The 22925-nt window shown below is 53.9% G+C and carries 22 protein-coding genes and 1 other RNA gene; 3 read left to right on the top strand and 20 right to left on the bottom strand.

The genetic code is table 11. From position 1 onward, the window contains the following. Positions 1 to 64: 64 nt before the first annotated feature. Complete coding sequence (locus PDUR_RS19140) at positions 65 to 601, top strand: YhcN/YlaJ family sporulation lipoprotein (protein ID WP_042207716.1); 537 nt, start codon at positions 65 to 67, stop codon at positions 599 to 601. A gap of 69 nt (positions 602 to 670) precedes the next feature. On the opposite strand, the gene PDUR_RS19145 is transcribed toward PDUR_RS19140, so the two are convergent. The 12 genes from PDUR_RS19145 to PDUR_RS19200 form a co-directional block, all read right to left on the bottom strand. After that, positions 671 to 1123, bottom strand: coding sequence for a pyridoxamine 5'-phosphate oxidase family protein (locus tag PDUR_RS19145; RefSeq protein ID WP_042207717.1), 453 nt, complete (start codon positions 1121 to 1123; stop codon positions 671 to 673). Positions 1124 to 1232: 109 nt separating this feature from the next. Then, on the bottom strand, positions 1233 to 2312 hold the full coding sequence (locus PDUR_RS19150) for an LCP family protein (RefSeq protein ID WP_042207718.1): 1080 nt from the start codon (positions 2310 to 2312) through the stop codon (positions 1233 to 1235). Between the two features lie 84 nt (positions 2313 to 2396). Continuing rightward, positions 2397 to 2696: a YlaH-like family protein gene (locus PDUR_RS19155; protein ID WP_042207719.1), complete on the bottom strand. Its 300-nt coding sequence runs from the start codon at positions 2694 to 2696 to the stop codon at positions 2397 to 2399. A 124-nt stretch (positions 2697 to 2820) separates the two neighbouring features. Continuing rightward, positions 2821 to 4662, bottom strand: a complete 1842-nt coding sequence (typA, locus tag PDUR_RS19160) for a translational GTPase TypA (RefSeq protein ID WP_042207720.1) — start codon at positions 4660 to 4662, stop codon at positions 2821 to 2823. 183 nt (positions 4663 to 4845) lie between these two features. Beyond that, positions 4846 to 5352 carry a hypothetical protein gene (locus PDUR_RS19165; protein ID WP_042209525.1) on the bottom strand — a complete coding sequence of 169 codons (507 nt, stop codon included), beginning with the start codon at positions 5350 to 5352 and terminating at the stop codon, positions 4846 to 4848. A 269-nt stretch (positions 5353 to 5621) separates the two neighbouring features. Then, the gene (locus tag PDUR_RS19170) at positions 5622 to 6281 is read right to left on the bottom strand and encodes a TerC family protein (RefSeq protein ID WP_042207721.1); all 660 of its coding nucleotides are present in this window, start codon (positions 6279 to 6281) and stop codon (positions 5622 to 5624) included. A gap of 87 nt (positions 6282 to 6368) precedes the next feature. Beyond that, positions 6369 to 7649 carry a tRNA uracil 4-sulfurtransferase ThiI gene (gene thiI, locus PDUR_RS19175; RefSeq protein WP_052410307.1) on the bottom strand — a complete coding sequence of 427 codons (1281 nt, stop codon included), beginning with the start codon at positions 7647 to 7649 and terminating at the stop codon, positions 6369 to 6371. Between the two features lies 1 nt (position 7650). Then, entirely contained in the window at positions 7651 to 8802 is a 1152-nt protein-coding gene (locus PDUR_RS19180) for a cysteine desulfurase family protein (RefSeq protein ID WP_042207723.1), read from the bottom strand. A gap of 109 nt (positions 8803 to 8911) precedes the next feature. After that, positions 8912 to 9628, bottom strand: a complete 717-nt coding sequence (locus tag PDUR_RS19185; RefSeq protein WP_042207724.1) for a lytic transglycosylase domain-containing protein — start codon at positions 9626 to 9628, stop codon at positions 8912 to 8914. 169 nt (positions 9629 to 9797) lie between these two features. Further along, a complete protein-coding gene (locus PDUR_RS19190; RefSeq protein WP_042207725.1) occupies positions 9798 to 10193 on the bottom strand; it encodes a DUF4190 domain-containing protein in 396 nt (131 codons plus the stop codon). Positions 10194 to 10204: 11 nt separating this feature from the next. After that, the gene (locus PDUR_RS19195; RefSeq protein WP_042207726.1) at positions 10205 to 10429 is read right to left on the bottom strand and encodes a DUF1540 domain-containing protein; all 225 of its coding nucleotides are present in this window, start codon (positions 10427 to 10429) and stop codon (positions 10205 to 10207) included. Between the two features lie 221 nt (positions 10430 to 10650). Continuing rightward, complete coding sequence (locus tag PDUR_RS19200) at positions 10651 to 11145, bottom strand: YpuI family protein (protein ID WP_042207728.1); 495 nt, start codon at positions 11143 to 11145, stop codon at positions 10651 to 10653. A 194-nt stretch (positions 11146 to 11339) separates the two neighbouring features. Here PDUR_RS19200 and PDUR_RS19205 point away from each other — a divergent pair, with 194 nt between their 5' ends. After that, the gene (locus PDUR_RS19205; protein ID WP_042207729.1) at positions 11340 to 13226 is read left to right on the top strand and encodes a S8 family peptidase; all 1887 of its coding nucleotides are present in this window, start codon (positions 11340 to 11342) and stop codon (positions 13224 to 13226) included. Positions 13227 to 13242: 16 nt separating this feature from the next. Here the strand turns inward: PDUR_RS19205 and pdxR are convergent, their stop codons facing one another. Beyond that, the gene (gene pdxR / locus PDUR_RS19210) at positions 13243 to 14832 is read right to left on the bottom strand and encodes a MocR-like pyridoxine biosynthesis transcription factor PdxR (protein ID WP_042207730.1); all 1590 of its coding nucleotides are present in this window, start codon (positions 14830 to 14832) and stop codon (positions 13243 to 13245) included. A 96-nt stretch (positions 14833 to 14928) separates the two neighbouring features. On the opposite strand from pdxR, the gene PDUR_RS19215 reads away from it, so the two are divergent. Continuing rightward, entirely contained in the window at positions 14929 to 16158 is a 1230-nt protein-coding gene (locus PDUR_RS19215) for an aminotransferase-like domain-containing protein (protein ID WP_042207731.1), read from the top strand. A gap of 97 nt (positions 16159 to 16255) precedes the next feature. Here the strand turns inward: PDUR_RS19215 and rnpB are convergent. From rnpB to dnaG, 7 genes are all read right to left on the bottom strand, one after another. Then, positions 16256 to 16666: RNase P RNA component class A (gene rnpB / locus PDUR_RS27630), an RNA gene on the bottom strand. 126 nt (positions 16667 to 16792) lie between these two features. Next, positions 16793 to 17011: a hypothetical protein gene (locus PDUR_RS19220; protein WP_156130520.1), complete on the bottom strand. Its 219-nt coding sequence runs from the start codon at positions 17009 to 17011 to the stop codon at positions 16793 to 16795. A gap of 131 nt (positions 17012 to 17142) precedes the next feature. After that, positions 17143 to 18258, bottom strand: a complete 1116-nt coding sequence (locus tag PDUR_RS19225) for a Nif3-like dinuclear metal center hexameric protein (protein WP_042207734.1) — start codon at positions 18256 to 18258, stop codon at positions 17143 to 17145. Continuing rightward, a complete protein-coding gene (locus PDUR_RS19230; protein ID WP_042207735.1) occupies positions 18234 to 19013 on the bottom strand; it encodes a tRNA (adenine(22)-N(1))-methyltransferase in 780 nt (259 codons plus the stop codon). The genes PDUR_RS19225 and PDUR_RS19230 overlap by 25 nt, the downstream gene beginning before the upstream one ends. Continuing rightward, the gene (locus PDUR_RS19235) at positions 19010 to 19834 is read right to left on the bottom strand and encodes a hypothetical protein (protein ID WP_042207736.1); all 825 of its coding nucleotides are present in this window, start codon (positions 19832 to 19834) and stop codon (positions 19010 to 19012) included. The genes PDUR_RS19230 and PDUR_RS19235 overlap by 4 nt, the downstream gene beginning before the upstream one ends. Before the next feature lie 84 nt (positions 19835 to 19918). Beyond that, a complete protein-coding gene (gene rpoD / locus PDUR_RS19240) occupies positions 19919 to 21049 on the bottom strand; it encodes an RNA polymerase sigma factor RpoD (RefSeq protein WP_042207737.1) in 1131 nt (376 codons plus the stop codon). Between the two features lie 39 nt (positions 21050 to 21088). Further along, positions 21089 to 22909: a DNA primase gene (gene dnaG, locus PDUR_RS19245; RefSeq protein ID WP_042207739.1), complete on the bottom strand. Its 1821-nt coding sequence runs from the start codon at positions 22907 to 22909 to the stop codon at positions 21089 to 21091. Positions 22910 to 22925: the final 16 nt, after the last annotated feature.

Raw genomic sequence — 22925 nt, forward strand, 5'->3', positions numbered from 1 at the left:
AACTCTTTTCGCCGCTGGCAAAGATAAAATCAGATTTCATCTTGGACGAAAGGAGCAAGCATCTATGAGAAAATCAATTTGTCTGTTGCTGGTCCTTCTACTGCTGCTGACAAGCTGCGGTATGGCTAAAAAAGGATCATCACCCTCTCCTCAGGATAAACAATCGGCAATGCATGGCGTGAATTACGGGGACCGCGGGGTAAGACCGCTAGCCAATGATGGAACGGCTGTTGTCTCCCCAAGAGACACCGAGCTTAAAGATCATCTGGAACAGCTGGCCAAAAGAGTGCCTGGCGTCAAAGGAGCGCACTGCGTCGTAATGGGCAACACCGCGGTTGTCGGCATCGACGTGGACGGGTCGCTCAGCCGCTCCAGAGTGGGAACAGTGAAATACTCGGTCGCCGAGGCTTTTCGCAAAGACCACAGAGGCATTAACGCGCTCGTGACCGCGGATATCGACTTGGCTTCACGAATTGCCGAGCTGAGCCGCCACTTCCGCCAAGGCCGCCCTATCTCCGGCTTTGCCGCCGAGATGGCCGATATCATCGGCCGGATCATTCCTCAGGCTCCCGAAGATACAACACCCCGAGGCCAGCATTAACCTTTATATCGGCAGTCCTGCCCACAGATTCAATGGTCCAAAGGTCAAAAAAAGCCCAGTGAACTCTCACTAGGCTTTTTGCATTGCGGCAAATACTTGTCCATCCAGCTTCTCCGCCGCACGCTGATCGTATGCCTTGGCATATTTTGGAGCGGATTCCAACTGCGCGCCATAAAAAAGCGCATTTCGCACCGCCGAGATTTGCACATCGAAGCAGCATATCTCGAACGGAACATCCGGAAGCGGATCAATCTTAACGACGGCGCTGCCATTAATAGCATGAACCGTTTCTTCCCCAAAGACAGTCAGGGTTACCAGGGGATTATCCTTCATATTTCTGACCAGCCTCGAACGGTGATCAATCGCCAGTCTGAGCGTGGAAGAATCCAACGCATAGACCCACGAAATAACCGTAGACGTAGGGCCGCCGCTTTCCGCATCAACGGTATTAAGCAGCACAAATGTTTCGTTCTGCAGCAACTTCAGCAGGGATTCGGTAAGCTGGGCAGCGGATTCGGACATGTTGACAGGCCCCCTTGTGCAGCATGTTAGAACTTAGTTAATTATATTATAACATATGCCCAAACTTGCATTCAATTTGGGAAAGTCAGAGCTTGCTCGTGCCGCGCGTCTACTGAGCTGCGGATGCGGCCGGAGCCGCTCCAGCCAGCCGGTCCCTCAGACTCTGCTTCGCGGCATTAAGAGACTCTTCGTTAATATATACATAAGGGCTGCGCCAGGTGCCGGTCACCGGCTTAAATTCCACGTTATCCTTGGACATTTTCCAATACGCCGCGATCAAATTCTTGATCTGATCCTTCTCGATGTCGGTCTTCATGTTATCGTTGATCGCATCCAGCACCCCGCCGATTTTTACAGCTCCCCCCAGCGACTGCATCTGATCCATGAGCGAATGCAGCACCTCGCTTTGGCGCCGGTTGCGGTCGAGATCATCGGAGGGTTTCGTTTCCGGTTTACAGTTGGATTTGCGGTAACGGACATAATCGAGCGCGTCGTCGCCTTTTAGCTCGGCCGGACCCTTTTTCAGATTGATGTCAGTGCCGTCCACGCTGTCCGTATAACACATATCCTCGCTGATGTTGACCTTCACCCCGCCAAGCTCGTCGACCGCCTCTCGGAAGCCCTGAAAATTAATCACGGTTACGTAGTCGATCTTGACTCCCAAATATTTGCCCATCATCGTCTTCATTTCGTCCTCAGCGGAGATGCCGGAGGTCTCCTCCTTGACTTTGAAACGCGGATAAAATGCATTGATCTTCGTTCTCTTGTAGCCGTCCAGCTCCATAAACGTATCACGGGGAAGCGAAACGATGGTTGCCGATTCCGTCTGCGGATTGAGCGAGGCCACCATGATGACATCCGTCAGATACGATTTATGCTTCGGCCGGTAATCCGTACCGAGCAGCAGTACCGTCAGCGGTTTGACCTTGGCTGAGTTTCCGGCGGCCACCGGTTTATCTACACCCGTATCCAGCACACTACTGTCCAGCTTGTAGTACAAATACAAGGAGTATCCGACCATGACGAGTGCCGACAGCAATATGAGCATCAGCAGCATTCTTCCAAGCCTGGCCCAAAAGCCAGGTTTCTTTTTGCGGACTGCCTTTTTGGAAGACGGCTCTGCGGGCCTTCTGACACCGCTCTGCTGTCCTCTGGATCTTGGAGGCAAACTGCCATTCCTAGTATTCATAATTAAATTAAGTCCTTTTCTTTTTTGGAAATTAGTGAAATCCTTCTTACACAATAGACGTTATTAACACTTAAAGGTTGCGTTCTACTGCCTCTTTGCAGCTTCGGCCGCCGCCCTGCGCTTCTGCCTTGCCTCTAGAAAATAGCGAACCCGGACGAGCAGCATCAGACCGACGGCGACGAGCAGGCACTGAATGATCGGCAGCTTATCATGCTGAAAAATAAGCAGGATGCCCGAACCGAGGGCCATCAGCACATAGAGCATAACTTCCTTCAGCAGAGACAGCTTCTGATTCACCCGAAATACCCGGTTGTACACATAAGTAAGCAGAACAAAGATAATTACATAGGCAATCAAGGGGTGCGCGGCAAGCCAAATTTGCAAGGGTTGTCACTCCTTCCGGTTATGGATGCTGTATCCATTATACCACCGCTATGTCCCGTAAAGGCAAATCAGCCGCCGGAATGAGATTCCGGCGGCTGATTCTTTTATCTGAGAGTGCCTTTGATTACATATTGGCTTCGGCCATTTTACGATGCTTCTCCGCACGCTCGCGTTCGCTCTTGTTCAGAATTTTCTTGCGCAGGCGAACGGATTTCGGCGTGATTTCACAATATTCGTCATCATTCAAGTATTCCAGCGCTTGCTCCAGCGAGAACAGGCGAGGCGTTTTCAGCTTGACAGTATCGTCTTTTGTAGCAGAACGGACGTTGGTCAATGCTTTTTCCTTACAGATGTTCACAACGATATCATTATCGCGCGTATGCTCGCCCACAATCATGCCTTCATAAATATCGGTACCCGGCTCCAGGAACATGATGCCGCGGTCTTCCACGCCCATCAGGCCGTAGAACGTTGAAGTTCCGGTCTCGGTCGATACGAGAACGCCCTGATGGCGTCCGCCTACCTGACCGCCGATCAGCGGAGCGTAGCTGTCAAACGCATGGTTCATGACACCGTAGCCGCGCGTCAGCGTCAAGAAATGCGTATTGTAGCCGATCAGGCCGCGCGCCGGAATCAGGAATTCCAGACGTACCTGGCCGTTGCCGGTATTGATCATGTTAACCATTTCGGCCTTACGGGTCCCCAGGCTCTCCATAACGGCGCCCATGCTGTCTTCCGGCACATCGATAAGCAGGCGCTCGAGCGGCTCCATCTTGGCGCCGTCGATTTCCTTGACGATAACCTCAGGCTTGGAAACCTGCAGCTCGTATCCTTCACGCCGCATGTTCTCGATCAGAATACCGAGATGCAGCTCACCGCGGCCGGATACGATAAAGGCGTCCGGACTGTCGGTTTCATCCACACGCAGGGAAACGTCGGTCTCAAGCTCTTTGAACAGACGCTCGCGCAGCTTGCGGGAGGTTACCCACTTGCCTTCCTTGCCGGCGAACGGGGAATTATTGACCAGGAAGGTCATCTGCATTGTCGGCTCGTCGATCTTCAGGACAGGCAGCGCTTCTGGGTTCGCAGGGTCGGCGATGGTCTCACCAATGTTGATGTCCTTGATCCCGGCGATTGCCACGATATCACCCGCGCCGGCTTCCTCGATCTCTACACGTTTCAGCCCTTGGAACCCGAACAGCTTCTCAATACGCGCCGACTTGTGCTTGCCATCGCGCTGAATGACTGTAATTGCCTGGCCTTGACGGATAATACCGCGATTGACGCGGCCGATGGCGATGCGGCCCAGATACTCGTTATAGTCCATCAGGGTAACAAGGAACTGCAGCGGCTCTTCCACGCTCTCCGTCGGAGATGGGATGTGCTCGATGATCGTTTCATACAGGGCAAGCATGTTGTCGTCCTGTTTCTCCGGATCAAGGCTGGATGTTCCGTTCAGCGCGGAGGCGTATACGACCGGGAATTCAAGCTGCTCGTCGCTGGCTTCAAGCTCAATGAACAAATCCAGCACTTCGTCGATGACTTCCGCCGGACGGGCTGCCGGACGGTCAATCTTGTTGACGACCACAATCGGGGTCAGATTCTGTTCGAGCGCCTTGCGCAGCACGAATTTCGTCTGCGGCATGCAGCCCTCATACGCGTCAACGACGAGCAGAACGCCGTCAACCATCTTCATAATCCGTTCCACTTCTCCGCCGAAATCGGCGTGTCCGGGCGTATCCACAATGTTGATCAGGAAATCTTTATAGGTAATGGCTGTGTTCTTTGCCAGAATCGTTATGCCGCGTTCCCGTTCCAGATCGTTGGAATCCATGGCGCGCTCCTGTACTGTCTCGTGCTCGCGGAAAATCCCCGACTGCTGCAGTAATTGGTCGACGAGTGTCGTTTTGCCATGGTCAACGTGGGCAATAATCGCAATGTTGCGAATTTGTTCTCTTGAATGCATGATTTGTATCCAAATCCTTTCATTTATCAAATAAAATCAATTGAAATTTGCAGCAGAATTGGAAGCTTCATAAAAGAAGCGCCGGACGCAAAACCCGACGCTTCAACATTATTTTTAATTGTATCGTGAAAGCACTCTGAAAAGCAAGTATTTTCATGAAAAAACAATTTCCCAAGAAGAAGCCTACCAGCCCCGGTTCCACTTATTCCGCCCGCCGCTCCGTCCCGCGATCAGCCAAATTCCTGCCAGAACGAGTACAATTCCAATAATGTACATAGTGCCTGAGCCCAAGATGCTTAGGAACATCAGCGCCACACTGAGAACGCCCAGTACGATGGCGCCTGCGGTTAATCCGCCGCTCCGCGGAGATACGAAAAGCGAATACTCGTAAAGGCCAACCGCCACGCCCAGCGGCAGTACAGGCCAGAGATAAGCCATCAGTCCCCAACCCCAAGTGTTGCACAGGCCAAACAGCAAGCCGTATACGGTAAGAATACCAGCGGGTATAAGCGCAGCAGGCGTAATCCGCCGGCCGAAGACGAGAACATGCAGGAATACTCCCGGGAGCAGCAGCAGGAGCGGCCACAGTGCCCGTCCCAAAAACCCGAATACCCCCAATTTTCCCAGTAAAATAACGAGCCCGGCGCATACGACGAACAGACCCAGCTTTATATCGTTTTTGGAGGACATCATACCACCCATCCCTTCAACTCGCATCTCTTCCGATCCGCATCGGCTGTCCGACGCTTCAGGATTCTTCTTTATTTTATCCGAATCCCGCAAAAAACACCATCATTCGCCACCGCAAGCCAAAGAAAAAGCCCCGAAGGATGGGGCCTTGTCTTTGAAGTCTGCACAGTAACCCTTTGCAGGACAAAGCTTCTTGAAGGGCTGGAACGTGAAGAACCTGTAAAATTCGGAGGCAAAATCAGAAGAGGCGCAGCTTATTTCTCCATTCTCTACCCCGCTCTTGGGGTATGCCGCTTGATGCCGCCCGCCGCCACGACGGCGACGCCCAGCGCAACCGGCAATAAAGAATGCAGAGTTGGCAGCAGGAAAGACAGCATCGCTCCCAGCTTGGCGTCCTGAAGGAGCATCTCCCCGGCGGTGTAGGCCAAAATATAGGCACCGAGATAAATAAGGATCGGAAAGCGATGCAGCCACCCGGTGATAATGCCGCTGCCCCATACAACGATCGGAATGCTGAGCGCAATCCCGATAACAATTAGAGCCAGATCGCCCTTCGCCAGTCCGGCAATGGCAAGCACATTGTCCAGGCTCATAATAAAATCGGCAGCCAAAATGGTCCGAATCGCTTTCCACACGGTCGAGCCTTCGCTCACGCGGATATGATCTTCCTCCTCCAGCAGCAGCTTGAACGATATCCAGAGCAGCATGAGCCCGCCGCCAGCCTGAATATAAGGGATTTTCAGCAGCAGCACCGCCGCCAGCGTCAGGATGCAGCGCAGCAGCACAGCCCCCGCCGCTCCCCACCATATGGCCTTTTTCCGGTGTCTGTCCGGCAGGTTTTTGCTTGCCATCGCGATTACTACGGCATTGTCTCCGCTGAGCACTAAATTCACCATTAAGATTTCCCCAAGCAGCCATATCGATTCCATCGAACATTCCTCCCGAACCGGCTATGTAACTACTTGTATGCTCGGCTAAGGCAAGCTATGCTTCCTGTCCCATTTTCATATAAAGGATTAGAACCAATCTTCCTTGACCGTTAGGATTAAATCCGCTTCATCGGCAGGACGTTCGTCTCCATGCGGAGTGACTTCTACCGTAATAGCCGCCGCAGCCGCCTCGGCAAGCCGATCCGCATAATCGGGCAGCGCCGCCTCGACCTTTTCAACTACATGCAGGTTCGGATTGGTTGTCGGCGACTTCGGCAAGAACAGCGTGCAGCAGTCCTCATAAGGGAGAATGGATAAATCATAGGTGCCGATTTGCTGCGCCAGATCTACAATTTCGGCTTTGTCCATCATGACGAGCGGCCGCAGCAGCGGCAGCTCGGTCGCGCGCCCGATGACATTCATGCTGGGTAAGGTCTGGCTGGCAACTTGGCCGAGACTTTCACCAGTAACCAGCGCCAGCGCGCCCTCGCGTTCTGCCAGCGTCGTCGCGATCCTCAGCATCGCTCTACGCATCAGTGTAACCATTAGATTGTCCTGGCCGATTCCCGCAAATGAAGTCTGCACTTCCGTAAACGGGACCAGATGCAGCCGAATCTTTCCCGCATAGCGCGACAGTACTCTGGCCAAATCGACAACCTTCTGCCGGGCTTCCCGGCTTGTATAGGGATAGCTGAAGAAATGAACGCATTCCACTTCCAGCCCCCGCCGCATGGAAGACCATGCAGCCACCGGGCTGTCGATCCCGCCCGAAAGAAGCAGCATGGCCTTGCCGTTGGTGCCAAGCGGAAATCCACCAACCGCGGGAATATTCTCGCAGAAAATATAGGCCTGCTGCTCCCGAATCTCCACCCTCAGCTCAAACTCCGGCGTTCTGACGTCGACAGAAAGCGCCTGAAAGGCCTTAAGCAGCGGTGCAGATACCAGACGGTTCATCTCCTGCGAGCCATGCGGGAAATCCTTCCATACCCGCCGGGCATTTACTTTGAAGGTTGTCCCCGGTTCGGGATTAACCATTTCGATAAACCGAAGGCTTGCATCTATAATCTCCTCGAGTACTGGCCTAACCGCTTTTACCGGACTGATGGATGAAATGCCGAACACTTTGACTAGGGCTTCCAGCAGCTCCTGCGCCGGTTCACCGTTTAACTCGACATATATCCGTCCATATTCCTTAAGAAGCCTCGCCTTGGGATAAGGCTTGACTATTTCCCTTACATGCCGCAGCATCGTCTTCTCGAAACGGGTGCGGTTCTTGCCCTTAAGCGTAAACTCTCCGAAACGCAGCAGCAGCATGTCGGCGTATTCTATGCTTTTTCCCGCCAAATGAGCGGGTTCTGTCGGTTTCATGTTACCGCATGCCTCCTTCAGCAATCTTCAATGCTTTAATAGCGCTAAGCAGCGCCTGTTCCAAAGCGGTGACATCGCTTGCGGTATGTTCATCCCCGAAGCTGATGCGAATGCCGCCAAGCGCCGTACTTTCATCCCTGCCGATCGCGAGCAGCACGCGGCTCGGTTCAGCCAGCCGCGACGAGCAGGCAGAGCGAGTGGATACCAACATGCCAAGCTGCTCAAGCTGGCGCGCCATAACCTCGCCTTTCATGCCGGGATAAGAAAAATGCACGATATGAGGAGCTCCCTTTTCGCTGCTATTCACAGTGAATTCGGGGATTTCCCGCAAAAATGCCAGCAGCCTGTTCCGGAGCGGCAGTATGCGGGAGACAAATTCTCCCCGCCGCTCAGCCGCCATCCGCACCGCTTTGGCTCCGGCAACGATCGCCGGGAGATTTTCCGTTCCGGCACGCATGCCGCCCTCATGGCTGCCGCCGCTTAGCAGCGGGAACAATTGAACCCCTTCTTTAACATACAGCAGGCCGCTTCCGCGTGGACCGCGGATTTTATGCGGAGACAAGCTGTACAAGTCCGCTCCGAAATCCCGGGGACCTCCGGGGAGCTTGCCGAACCCCTGAACGCCGTCCACATGAAACAGGGTCCGGGGATTCGCCGACTTGACAGCATGGCTAATCTCCGCCAGCGGCTGCACCGAGCCGATTTCGTTATTGACGTGCATTACGCTTACAAGCACCGTATCGCGCCGTACTTCGCCGGCAACCTCTGAAGGGTTCACCGTTCCGTTTGCATCAGGCCGGATGAAAGTGACTTCCCAGCCCATTTTTTGCAGCTGCAGGCAGCTCTCATAGACGGAAGGATGCTCGATCCCCGTCGTTATGATATGGCGGCCTCTTCCCGTATACTGCAAAGCGGCGCCTTTAATGGCCAGGTTGTTGCTTTCCGTCGCCCCGGAGGTGAATCTGATCTCCCCGGGAAGAACGCCCAGCGCAGCGGCGCTTACTTCACGGGCGCGTTCAATCAGAGCGGCAGCCTCGGCCCCGGCGCAGTGCAGCGAAGAGGGATTCGCATAATGCAGCCTCATCAGCTGCTCCACCGTTCGCGCGACTTCATCATAGGGCGGCGCGGCGGCGGCATAATCCCAATAAATCATATATGGCATAACTCCTTTGCTGTCAATAAAGTGAAAGGATCAAACGATGACCCGGCGGCCGGAGCACGGCGCGAACGGTTTGTCCCGTTTGACCCTTTCTATTATACCGCTATACCGCATATTTGGCGCGGGCGCGTTCAATTTTGGCAATATAGGCCTGCGTCTCTTCTGGAAGCTTGTCCAATTGCCTCATCAGTTCTTCGTCCGTACTAACTCCGAGTTTGATTACGCGGGCCGGACCCGCGTTATAGGCGGCAAGCGCCATTTTCTCCTGCCCGTTAAACCGATTTAGCTGATACGACAAGTAGCGGACGCCTCCGTCGATGCTCTGTGCCGGATCGAATGGATCGGATACCCCGAGCCCCTGGGCGGTGCCATCCATGAGTTGCATCAGTCCCTTGGCTCCTGCTGAGGAAACAACATTCGGATTGAAAGAGGATTCCGTATCAATGACCGCTTTAATCAGATCGGCAGGCACCCCGTACTTGGCCGACGCTGCCTGAATAAGATCTTCATAGCCGGTCGATTTTGCAGCTGCATCCGCAGCTCCGTTAATCGGCATATCCGCTTCCGCTATTTCCCCGGAAATAGCGCCTGCCCCCACGGCTCCGACTTTCTTCCACAGCAGCCCGTCTTCGGACGCAGCAGTTCGGGCCTGCACCTCACCGGAAGATGACGATTGCTCTGCAAGAACCGCCTCAAAACGGGATGCTTCCGATGCTGTGTTTTCATTATTTTTTGCCGAAACGCCTCCATCAGCTGAACTTCTCAGGTTAATCCATTTCAATTGGCCAGTCTGGCTGGCGACGGCGGGATTAATATTCATGCTGCCGCATTCCCTCTTCCCTTAATCTAGTACTTTAATAATTATATCGGCTATTGGATGGAATTTGTTAAATATACGTTTATTTTATGCTTTTGCGGGTTTTAAAAAAGACTTTCAGCCCTTTTCCAAGGTCCGAAAGCCTTCTTTGCCAACTGTTCCCTGTTACATCCTAACGAGCGAAAGGAATCATAACGAAATAACTTAGCGTCGCGACAATACCAAGACCGATCGCCCAGCCTCCGGCTGTTTTGCGGCCCTTATTATAAGCATAATAGCCTAATACTGCCGCCGACGGTCCCAAAATAATTGGCCAAATGAACAGAGAAGCAATACCTAAGACAAGTCCGGCATAACCGGCCGTCTTATCCGCCTCCCCTTCCCTGTCCCTACCCCGCTCCTCCGAATCCTCTGGAGAGTTAGAACGAACCGGAAACGGACTGATCTCGGATGCATATTCCTCACGATGCTCGGGCGCTTTCCGTGGGTAGTCGACTCTGCGCGGACGCAGCTTGATTTTTTTGCGTTTGGAGCCGTTCGATCCTGAACCCTTGTGTCCACTGTCCATAGGGAACCCTCCTACGCTTTCGGCTTAAAGGTAAGACAACAGGTTGCAGAGGAATTTGCCGCAACATCATGATGATTCGCGTAGGTCATTTCTTCGGCGAATTCTTCTTTCATCCGGCTTCCCGAGTGTTTGTCGATTTCAATAATGATTTCCTCGGCGCGGCAGATGTTGCTTTCACCCCAATAATGACAGTTGCTGACACTGCAGTTGACCATGGTTTTCGCGGCATTTGCCATTGGATATCACCTCGGATTCATTATGTCCTTCCGGCAGTGCTATTATGCAGTACGGGAATTTCCGAATGAAGTAAACCGAAACAGCATGGAGCTCAAGGATACAGCATGACAAACCTCTATTGGGAATAATGCACCTAGAAAAATAGGCCAACCAGAAGTTTCTGGCTGACCTAATAATACGAAAAAGCCCCCCGCACGTTCATCCGGGAGACTTTGGAAGATTACAATTGATTTTGCATACGGCGCTCAGTCAAATAATCGTTCTCGTAATAGGTTAGATCATCGCGCAGTTCCTCATATACCTTGGTAATGTCCAGAATGATATCGCGGACAGGACGAACAGGCTTTTTGCGGAAGCGGATGGCATCCTGCCCCGTGTAGGCGTAACGGCCATCTTCCGAGTAGCTTTCATTTTTCGGATAAAAAAAGTTGTTGACGCCAAAGTGGTAAACATTATAAAGCGACTTTTGCGCAAACTCTTCATTAAATGTGGCACGGCGGAGCGCAATTCCCAGCTTCTCGTACGACATCTCGGAGAATACCAGCAAGTGACGGAGGTCAGACAGAAAACCTTGATAAAAATGCGTCGCTTCTTCGTCCTGTTCGGGCGCAAGCTGCGGCAGCGCATAGTGATTCAGGAATGCCTCCATTTTCTCAATGGCATATTTAAGCTTTTCTCTCGTCGTTTCGCACAAATTCTGAATATTGGCTGACATGGCGGTTGCTCCCCCTTATTGACTTCGGCTTTAAATTTAACTTGCCTGTTGTTACATAATTCCTTGCATTTCAATCGTTTTCATGTCTATCCTAACACAAAAATAGGTTCGGCGGTATCCCTTTTCCACATGTATAAATCAGGCTGTGCCCTCCCATTCTAACCTTATTACAATGTCAGGGAGGAGCGGGAAATATGTCTCGTAAAAATATTGCCATCGCCGGTCTGCTCACCGCGGTCTGCGCTTCCGTGCTGGTGTTTATCATAGCTACGCATCCTGGAACGGGGAACACCGGGCGGCAGCCGGGATATGTGCGTCCAACTGAGGAGCAGTCTCTGAAAAAAACGGCGCTAGTCCAGGATGTTACCGCCACGGAGCGGCTGAACCGCGTTGATGCGGGCCGGGATTTGCGCGCTATGCTTACGGCAACCGCAGGCAAACCGCTGCGTGATGTTGCATTGTATGCGGAACATCTAGAGCATAGCCACGGGCATATTGCCATGCTTATGTGGATCGACTTCTCTTCAGAGCAGATTAGGACATTCAAATCCATTCCGCCGGATGGCACACATGAGCAGCATCAGCGTCTTCGTCAGTATCTGAATGCCGCCAAATCGGCTGTTAAAAAGCATCAATCCTACGAATCGCCTTCATTTGCCGTTGGAACCCGGAAGTACTTTATTATGGGTCAGCGGAGCCGGGATGGACAAGTCGGCGTTCTCGCGCTGATCGACCAGACCGTGCTGAGCCGGGTTGCCGAGCATCAACGAAAAAATCTGCGCCTCATTCCCTATCCAAAGGAAGGGAAATTCCGCGTCGAGTCCGTTCATGCCGACACGCTGCGGGACATCAGCGTCAAGACCGGGCATGACAACGAGAACGCGAGCCACTATTACGAGAACGAAATCGTCGTCCGTTTCAGGGAAGGCCATCCCAAGCAAGGCCAGCTTAGCACGATAGCTACCGACATTCGCTGCGGAGCCCCCCGCAAGCTGGGTTATGCTTACATCTTCCGTTCTTCCAATATGCGTTATACTCAGCTCAAGACCTACTTCGCCTCTAAATGGCATCCGCTGTACACCGAGCCTCACTTTGTGTACTTAACCAATGATTCCGCAGATGAAAATGAAGCAGCGGTTATTACTCCGAATGATCTGCTGTTCCCCGACTATCAATGGAATCTGCCGGCGATCGAGACCGGCCGGGGGTGGAATCTGTCCAAGGGCAGCAACAAGGTCACCGTCGCCGTTGTCGACACTGGCGTTCAGGCCGATCATCCCGATCTTCGCGGGCAGTTGCTCTCCGGCTACAACGCCATTACCAGCGGAGCCAAGCCGGACGATGACGTAGGGCACGGAACCCATGTCTGCGGCATAATCGGAGCCCTGGTGAATAATTCCGAGGGAGTGGCGGGCATCAGTTGGTATAACAAAATCATGCCTGTAAAAGTGCTGGACCGCTCCGGAGCCGGCACCACCTATTCGGTTGCCGAAGGCGTCATCTGGGCGGTGGACCACGGGGCCAAAGTCATCAATCTCAGCCTCGGCAATTACGCCGACTCGCAGTTCCTGCATGATGCCATTAAATACGCCTATGACAAAGACGTCGTGCTGGTATCCGCCGCCGGAAACGACAACACGGAACGCCCGGGCTATCCCGCCGCCTACCCCGAGGTGCTGGCTGTCGCGGCGACGAACGCTTCGGGCGAAAAAGCGTCCTTCTCCAACTACGGCGATTATGTCGATGTCGCAGCGCCCGGCGAAAGTATCGCCAGTACGTACCCGGGCAGCCAGTACGCCGCACTGTCGGGAACTTCCATGGCCAGCCCTCATGCCGCCGCCCTCGCCGGTCTGGTACGCTCGCTGAATCCGGATCTGACGAACAAAGAGGTCATGGATCTCATGACCAAGAGTACTGTCGATCTCGGCAGCCCGGGCCATGATAAATATTTCGGCTGGGGCCAGGTGGACATCTACAAAACGCTGCAGGCGGCTTCCGGCGGCGAGGTTCCGCTTGAGCTGTGGCCGCAGCATGTCAGGGAGAAGATTAATCTGCTGGAACGCAGACTGAAGACCAAATAAGACGCCGATCAAATGATTACATTATTCTGCTATTCATGGCTTCCTTGAGCAGCGGCATCAGGAGCAGCAGACCGCGCTCCATTTGCGCCTCCTCCATTTGGGCATAGCAGAGCCGGATATGGCTGGACGGAGGCTCGCCGGCATAACATACATGCCCCGCCAAAAAAGAAATGCCCTGCCGCGACGCCCTTCTGTACAGCTCTCCGATGTTGACGGAAGCAGGAAGCTCCAGCCACAGATTAAGTCCGCCCCCGGGGAGTCTCCACTTGACTCCATCCGGAGCATAGCGTTTCAGCAGCCTGGCCGCTCTTTCCATGCGGGAACGAAGTGCGGCCCGCAATTCCTTTGTGTAGGCGTCATATTTGCCTGCGATGAACGGGAGCACCGCTAGCTGGTTTAGCAGCGGGCTGCCCAGATCGCTGGCCGCCTTGGCGGCGATCAGCCGTTCCAGGATATCCCCTTCAGCGGCAACGCAGGCAATCCGGCAGCCCGGAGCCAGCACTTTGCTGAAGCTTTTCATATAGATGACATGCCCGTCCTTATCCATGCTCTTGATGGAAGCAGGAGGGGGAGAATAAAAATATAGATCGGAAAAAGGATCATCCTCCACGATGAGACAGCGGTAGCTTCGGGCAAGCTCGAGAAGCCGCTGTCTTCTTTCCATGCTCATCGTAATCCCGCTCGGATTCTGAAACGTAGGCACGGTATAAATCAGCTTGGGCGGACGCCGGTCGCATAGCTTCGTCAGCAGGTCGATGCGCATGCCGTCTTGATCCATGGGAACAGATATCATCTCCGCTCCTCTTCCCGCAAAAACGTCAATAGCTCCCGTATAGCTGGGCGCTTCCAGATACACCGCATCACCGGGCCCGACAAAGGTACGCGCCACCAGATCGATTCCCTGCTGCGTCCCGCTTGTGATCATCAGATTGTCAGCGGAGAGGGGGATGCCGCGTGCCCGCAGATGTGCTGTCATCACTTCCCGCAGCCCCAGATCTCCCTGAAAATTACCGTAGACCGACATCAGCTCCGGCCGTTTCGCTACCAGCCTCGTCATCGCCTCGCCGATCTCTTTCAAGGGAAGCATTCCGGAATGAATAGCTGCCAAATGGAAGGAATATTCCTCCTCTGAGTAGTCAAAATTTCTCCACAGTTGCGCTCTGGGCAAATAATCCCCATAGTCCTCCTGCCAGGCGAATTTTCTTCGCGATCCGGCCTCCTTATGTAATCCGTTCCGGCCTGGACTCCGGCTTCCGCCGCCTGTATCGTCCCAATGATTCTCATTCTTATTACCGTCCTTGGAGCTCTGTTCTCCGGGCCGTCCAGCGCTTCTTTCGAGGTAATCCCCGGCTCCCTGTTTCCCGTCTTTCAGCGGGGCGACAAAGCAGCCGAGGCCTTGGCGGCGCACAATCCGCCCGCGTCTTTCGAGGTCGGCGTATGCCTTGCTGACGGTCACCTGGCTGACGCCGAGCGAGACGGCGAGCTTCCTTACAGAAGGCAGCTTCGTCCCTTTCTGCAGCAGTCCGGAGGATATGCGCTGCCCTAGCGCTTCGCTAATCTGCAGCGGAAGCGGTTTGCCGCCGGCGCGGCTCAATTCGATACGCATGCCTTAGGTCACCTCCACTGTTATATTTGAAGCTTTACTGTTATACTCCTCTGCCGCTATGATACCATCAAATCAGAGGGTAAGGAGCATAAGTGCATGAATATTGTTTATTCCACCATGGCGCGTCATCTGGGCTCATCGGCCGTGCGCGATATTCTGAAGCTGACTCAAGGAGGCAATATCATCTCTTTGGCGGGCGGACTGCCGGCGGAAGACCTATTTCCCTTGGAAGCGGTTCGTGAAGCTTACCACCGGGCGCTCTCCGGCAACGCTTCCGTACTGCAATACGGCATAACCGAAGGCTATACTCCACTCCGCGAAAAAGTTGCCGCAAGGCTGTCCCGGCAGGGAATCGCGGTATCTCCGGCGGAAGTGGTGCTGACGACCGGCTCACAGCAGTCAATCGATTTGCTCTGCCGGGTGCTGCTTGATCCCGGCGACACGATGCTCGTCGAATCACCGACCTATCTGGCCGCTCTTCAGGTGCTTGGATCTTACCGCGCTAACATCGTCCCGGTTGCCAGCGATACGGACGGCATGCTGCCGGGCGATCTGGAGCACAAGCTCCGGCTCCATAAGCCTAAGCTGCTGTATGCCGTTCCGACCTTCGGCAACCCGACGGGAGCGACCTGGAGCGAAGAACGCAGACACAGCGTCGTAGAGCTGTGCCGCCGCAGCGGTACGCTTATTCTGGAGGATAATCCTTACGGAGAAATCGCGTTTGCCGGGGGAGACAAGGCAGGACTCCCGTCGCTCGCGGCCATCGACGGCGGTATGGGAGGCGGCACTGTCGTCTACACCGGCACCTTCTCCAAAATCGTCGCCCCCGCCCTGCGCACAGGCTGGATCGCGGGCAGCAAGGAGCTTGTCTCCACAGTCGCAAGAGCCAAACAGGCGGCCGATCTGCATTCCAGCGCCGTCGACCAGCGCGCCCTGGATGAGCTGCTGTCGGGCTTTGACCTTGAAGGGCATATTTCCGCCATTTCCCGCGAGTATGCGGCGCGGATGAAGGCCCTCTCGTCCGAGCTGCGGTCCAGGAATTGGGCGGGAGCCCATTGGGAGGAGCCGCAAGGCGGCATGTTCCTATGGCTGACGCTGGACAAGTCCATCAATACTGCGGAACTGCTGCCGCTGGCCGTCGCCCGCGGCGTCGCCTTCGTCCCGGGTGAAGTATTCTACCCAGGGGAGCCGGACCGCAGCACAATGCGGCTGAACTTCACCCACACGCCGCCGCAGCTGCTGCCGCTGGCCGTGAAGCGGCTGGAAGAAGCATTGGAAGAATGGAGCGGCCAAGGGCTGGAATCCTTGCATCCGGGGAGCCACTAATAAAAAATTTATACCTGTATTCAAAAAGCGGCGGCGCTTCCGGGTTCCCGGTTGCGCCGCCGCTTATAATTTGTCCAAATATAAAGTGTTGCCAGTTTAGGAAAGTTTGCCGTAAGCCGGGTTCTGTGCTCTTTGTGGTTCTGACGGGAACTACCCTCCCACTGTGAGCGACAATCATCTATCTAGGCCGTACATTGCTGCACAGCTCCAGCGACCAACCCGAACGCGCCTCAGGCGAAGGCTGCCTCTTCCTACCCGGAATCGGCTGCGTTCCATTAGGTCTTGCTCCAGGTGGGGTTTACCAGGAACGAAGTCACCAGCGTTCCTCGGGGTCTCTTACACCTCGGTTCCACCCTTGCCTGTGCCGCTTGCAAGCGGCCATCGGCGGTCCATTTCTGTGGCACTATCCTTCGGCTCGCGCCGACTGGACGTTATCCAGCACCCTGCCTTATGGAGCCCGGACTTTCCTCCCGCGGCTCATGCCGCCGGCGATTGTCTGTCAAACTTTCCGAACAACATTATATATTATACAGATTGCGTTCCCCCGAAACAAGTGTAATTATTCCCTTTTTTCGGTGGAAATTCCTTCTCTCCGGCAGCTTCTTTGGGTGAACCAATCGTGCTCCAGTCGGCCCTATCCGGCGGCCTCCCTCCACGTAAACTGTCTCACTGCGAGCAAGTATGCGGCAATGCACATCAGCAGAACAGCTGCTGCGAGCAGCGGCAGCGCCGGAACAGGCCTTCCGAACCAATTGAAATCAGAGTAAAAGACGATAACCTGGTAAGCCTTAGCCATACGCCCCGCGCTTAGCTCCACGAGCGGCCGCAGCCATTCTTTTTTATCGGTAAGCATTCCGATGACCGCGAGGTATGGAAAAGATTTAAACTTGCACACCGAATTCGAAATTTTTCTTCGATTTTGGAAGAGCATTAAAAAGGCCGTGCATTTCTACTTGTGTAGAGATCCACGGCCTTTCAAGTCCATCACACAAACCGGAACGGCTCCGTATTCACTTCTGAAGCATAGACCGGCGTTTCATATTTATGCTCTGTCAGCTTATCCTTGATCCACTGGGCAACCTTTTCTTTCATAATCTTCTCGGCATTATGCCCGGGATCGATCAGCGCGACGCCGGCCATCAGCGCATCCTGCGCCGTATGGTAGTCAATATCGCCTGTGACGAGCACATCGGCGCCGCGGAAGACTGCGCTGCCAAGGAATTTCCCGCCCGATCCGCCAAGCACGGCAGCTTTGCGGACAGGCCGGTCCAGGTCCCCTACCACGCGCACCTTCTCTACGTTCAGGCCGGTCTTCACGGTTTCCACGAACTGCCCGAGCGTTGTCGGCTCTTTCAGCTTGCCTACCCGGCCCAGCCCAAAGGTGCGGCCCTTGAGATCCATGGAATAGAGGTCATAGGCGACCTCCTCGTATGGATGGGCCTTCAACATCGCCTGAATGACCTTGCCCCGAATGCCCAGTGGGACAATCGTCTCAATACGGATTTCCTCCGCCCGCTCCATTCTGCCCTGCTTCCCAATGTACGGGTCGGTGCCTTCGCGGGGCATAAATGTGCCGTAGCCCTCGACGTTGAAGCTGCAGTGACTGTAATTGCCGATCCAGCCCGCCCCGGCGTTCAGGACGGCATCCAGCACCTTCTGGTGATGGTCCTTCGGCACAAAGACGACGAGCTTGGACAGCTGTTCCGTATGGCTATCCTTGAGCGGAACGGCGTTCTCGATGCCTAGCGCCTCGGCCATCCAGTCGTTCATGCCGCCCTCGGTTATATCCAGATTCGTGTGGCTGATATAGACCGCGATATCGTTCTTGATAAGCTTCTCGTACACCTTTCCCATCGGCGTATCGGTCTGCAGCTGCTGCAGCGGCCGAAAAATGATCGCGTGATGGGCGATAATCAGATTGCAGCCACGGGATATCGCCTCGTCAACCACCTCGTCGTTCACATCGAGCGCAACCAGAACGCCTGTAATTTCTTTATGCAGGCTGCCGAGCTGCAGGCCGATCTTGTCGCCTTCCTCCGCCACATGCTTTGGAGCAAGCTGCTCCATATATTGAATTACGGTTTGTCCTTTGGCAAGCATGCCAGCACCTCCGTGATCTCTCTAATCCGCGCCTTTATCTCCGTGCGTTTGCTTTCGGCAGATTCAAGCTCTGACCGTGAGAGCGACTCCAAAATACGTTCCAGCTTGGATATTTCATCCAGCCACTTGGCAACAAAGACCGGGCCTCTCTGCCGGATCAGCCAAGGGCCCATATATAGCAGCGTCTCCATGCTGTACAGGCGCTCTCCGCCCGCCCGCGCCGCATCCGCATACAGACCTTCGTTAGTTATCCCCGCCTCCAAATCTTGCGGCACGGCGGTGAGAACCTCATACCGTTTACCGTCTTCTTCAAGAAGAGCTTCGGCCGTTAGTACCCAGCCGTTATCCAGCAGCCAGCGGCGAAGGATATCCTCTCCGACATTGGGCTGCAGTACCAGAGTGCGGACAGCCGCCAGTTTACCTTCCACCTTGCCCCTGTTCAGAATCGAGGCGATCAAAGCGCCGCCCATGCCCGCGATCGTAATGCAGTCCGCCTCTTCCGGCCGGAGCACCTCCAGCCCGTCCCCTCGGCGGACGGAGATTCGATCCTTCAGTCCTGCGTCCTGAACGGCCTTTTCGGCTGCACGGTGCGGGCCTGGGTTCACTTCTCCGGCAACCGCCGACACGGCGCGTCCGGTCTGAACGGCAGCCAGCGGCAGCAGCGCATGGTCCGAGCCGATATCGGCCAATTTCGATCCGTGCGGAATTTGTTCAAGCAGCAGCCCGAGTCTTTGCGATAATTTTACGTTGTTCATGTAGCCACCCACGCAATCCATTTTTTTCGAAAGAGAAACAGCACCGCCAGTTCGGCCGCAATTTTTCCAATCAGCAGGAGGGAAATCCACTGCGGGTAATCATGGCGCAGCAGCAGGCTGTCTATCTCAGGCATGAGCCATAAAGCAACTCCTACCGCAAAATAGACGCCGGAAATACCTTTCACCCTATGGTACAGCAGCCAACTCAGCCAGATCATCAGCACGCACAGTGGAAGCCAGAGCAGCTGCAGCTCCCACAGGCCCGCCTCCGGACGAAGCCTGCCCGCGAACCCGGCATACAGAAGACTTAACGCCCCGTAACCGCTGAACTGAAGCAGACCGATCCGAAGCTTAAATCCAAGGATGATCCAGACCAGCCCGCAAGCTCCCACAAGGATGGGAATCCAAACTTGCGGATTCAGACTATGCAGCGAAATCATCCATAAGCCGAAGCCAAGCATCAGCAAACTGCCAATTCCCGCCAGCGACAGGCCGATTGCCGGCATTTTGTCCCTCCATAGGCTGGCATATCCGTAACAAATAATAAGTACAGAGAGTGCTGTTGCAAGTTGCAAACCCCAAGGAAAAACGCTAAAATAAAAACCAATTAACAAAATCAAGGAAATAATTCCAAAAGAAAACAGCCAAATTTTAATATTTCCCTGCTGCAGGTTCTGCAGCGTTATCGGATTTTCGCTTTTTACTTTGCCTTCATCCTCATATAAATGGGTCAGGAAATCGCAGTACTGTTCAGAAAGCAGCCTGGTGCGGCGCCAGTACTGGATTTCTCTCAAAATAATATCACGCTTTTCCATATTCAACGGCTATCCCTCTTTTCTAGCGCGGCTATGGTCCAAAATAAAAGGACCTCCTGCCGCATGCAGCAGAAGGTCCATGAAGAGCGGTTATTCCAGAAAATCCTTAAGCCGCTTGCTGCGGCTCGGATGGCGAAGTTTGCGTAAAGCCTTGGCTTCGATCTGGCGAATCCGTTCCCGGGTAACGCCAAACACCTTGCCGACTTCCTCCAGCGTTCTCGTCCGGCCATCATCGAGGCCAAACCGCAGGCGGAGCACATTCTCCTCACGCTCGGTCAGCGTATCAAGCACATCCTCCAGCTGCTCCTTAAGCAGCTCGTAAGCCGCCGCGTCCGCAGGCGCGAGCGCCTCCTGATCCTCGATAAAATCGCCCAAGTGGGAATCGTCTTCTTCCCCGATCGGAGTTTCCAGCGATACCGGCTCCTGGGCAATCTTCATGATCTCCCGAACCTTTTCAACGCTAAGCTCCATTTCGGCTGCAATTTCTTCCGGCGTGGGTTCGCGCCCCAGTTCTTGCAGCAGCTGGCGGGATACGCGGATCAGCTTGTTAATGGTTTCCACCATATGAACGGGAATCCGGATCGTACGCGCTTGGTCAGCAATGGCGCGGGTAATGGCCTGCCGAATCCACCACGTTGCATAAGTACTGAATTTGAATCCTTTGTTGTGGTCGAATTTCTCTACCGCTTTGATCAGACCCATATTGCCTTCCTGGATAAGATCAAGGAACAGCATGCCCCGGCCTACATAGCGCTTCGCGATGCTGACTACCAGACGCAAATTCGCCTCAGCCAGACGGCGCTTCGCTTCTTCGTCGCCGTTCTTGATCCGCATGGCCAGTTCAACCTCGTCATCGGCGGACAGAAGCGGCACACGGCCGATTTCTTTTAGATACATACGAACAGGGTCGTTAATCTTGATTCCGGGCGGAAGCGACAGATCGTCGTCAAAGCTGAAATCATCGCTATCTCCGTTCTCGTTATCATCATTCGGACGAAGCGTTACTTCCTCATCGTTGTCGTTAACGACTTCAATCCCCAAGTCGCTAAGCTGCTCATAAAATTCATCCATTTGTTCGGGGTCCTGATCAAATGGCGACAGTTTCTCCATGATATCTTTAATATTCAGTGAAGATCTTTTCTTGCCAGACTCAATAAGCTGATCTTTGACCTGGTCGAGCGTAAATTCCGCCTCCAGTTCGGTATGCTGATCGTTCGCCATTATTCGACTCCCTCCTCCCTAGATACATCCTGTCAACGTTCACTGTCTCTCTAGGGCTATAATCTCACTTGCAATTTGTGCCGCACGCAAAAAATCACCGGCTTTTTCCGCCTGAATCATCTCTTCCCGTTTCTTCTCCATCATTCGCTGCACGGGATATTTCCGCACCTCGCGGATATAATCATCCAGTAACTGCGTGGTCCAGTCCGGCGGCGACTCCATTATGGAAATCGAGGCTGCGATCTTTTCCAACCGGTCGTCCTGGAGCGAGGACAGAAACCGGCTGATTTCCGGCTGCTTGCCTTGCGCGTAATAGGCGTATAGATAAGCGGCAATAGCCGCATGATCATCGATGTTGAAATCTTCTCCCAGATGTTCATTTACATACGCGGCGGCTTCACTATCCTGAAACATCAGGGACAGCAGACTCCGTTCCGCGGCATGGTAAGCCGGAAGCAAGGCCCTTGCTTGAACCTGCCCTTTTTTATGCCTACCATTATTCCACCTTTTGACGTTATTATCCCCTTCGGGCATGTTTTTTTGCATCGAAGCTCTGAGCAAATTGCAATCCTGCTTCAAGCTGTCATAACTCAGATCCAGCTCGGAGGCAATTTCTTTCAGATACACTTCTCTTTCCGTAGAGGAATGCAGGGAAGCAATAATTTGCAGCGCCTCCTTGACATAAGCGATTTTGCCGTCTTCCTCTAGGAGTATATGGTTTTTTTTCAGATATATAAGCTTAAATTTCACTGTTGAAACCGCGGATTCAATGATTTGTTCCCGGAAGCGGTCTCCTCCATATTGCGCCACAAATTCATTAGGATCGAGTCCGCCAGGCAGCACCGCCACCTTAACGCGCAGCCCCGTCGCTTCAAGCATCGAAAGGGCCTTCATTGCTGCGGCTTGTCCCGCCCGGTCTCCGTCATAAGCGATCACCGCTTCATCCGCCAAAGCCTTCATCATCGACGCGTGATTCTCCGTTAGCGAAGTGCCCATGGTCGCCACACCGTTGTGCACACCCGATTCCCAGGCCGAAATGACATCTCCGTATCCTTCAAAAAGAACGATTTGCCGCGTTTTGCGGATAGATGCTTTGGACTGGTGCAGGTTGTACAAGATCCGGCTTTTGTTAAACAGCTTGCTCTCCGGAGAATTCAAATATTTCGGCTGGCCCTCCCCGAGAATTCTTCCGGCGAATGCCACCACTTTACCGGCGCGGTTCGCAATCGGAAAAATAATCCGTCCACGAAAACGGTCGATATAACCTTTGCCTTCACTTCTTGAGGACAGCAGGCCGCCTCTATCCATCTCGGCAAGGTCGAAATTCCGTCTTTCCAGAAACTGAAGCAGTGTATCCCAACGATCTGGCGCGTATCCGATCTGGAACTGGTCAATCATATGGTCGCTGAATTTCCGGGATCTTAAATAATCCATTGCGGCTTTGCCGTATTCCGTATTCTTCAGCAAGTAATGATAGAACTTCGCAGACCATTCATACGCTTGAAGCAGCCGGTCGAGTTCCGGGTTATGCGCGGACTGCATGCCTCCCGCGATTTCCGGTACCGGAATGTCGCTCTCTTCGGCCATAATCTTGACGGCTTCGGGAAAGGATAATCCTTCGATTTCCATCCTAAATTTGATGGCATTTCCACCCATGCCGCAGCCGAAACAATGAAACACTCCACGATCCGGAGTTACTGTGAAGGAAGGGGTGCTTTCCGAATGGAATGGGCAGAGGCCCCACAAATATTTCCCCCGCTTGGTCAGATGGACAACTTTCCCAACGGTATCAACAATATCATGCCGCGCCAGCACGCTTTCGATAACTTCCTCGGGGATATTGCCGTGTCCGCTTGCCACTAACAACCACCTTCAT

Source organism: Paenibacillus durus (assembly GCF_000756615.1).
GTDB lineage: Bacteria > Bacillota > Bacilli > Paenibacillales > Paenibacillaceae > Paenibacillus_AQ > Paenibacillus_AQ durus.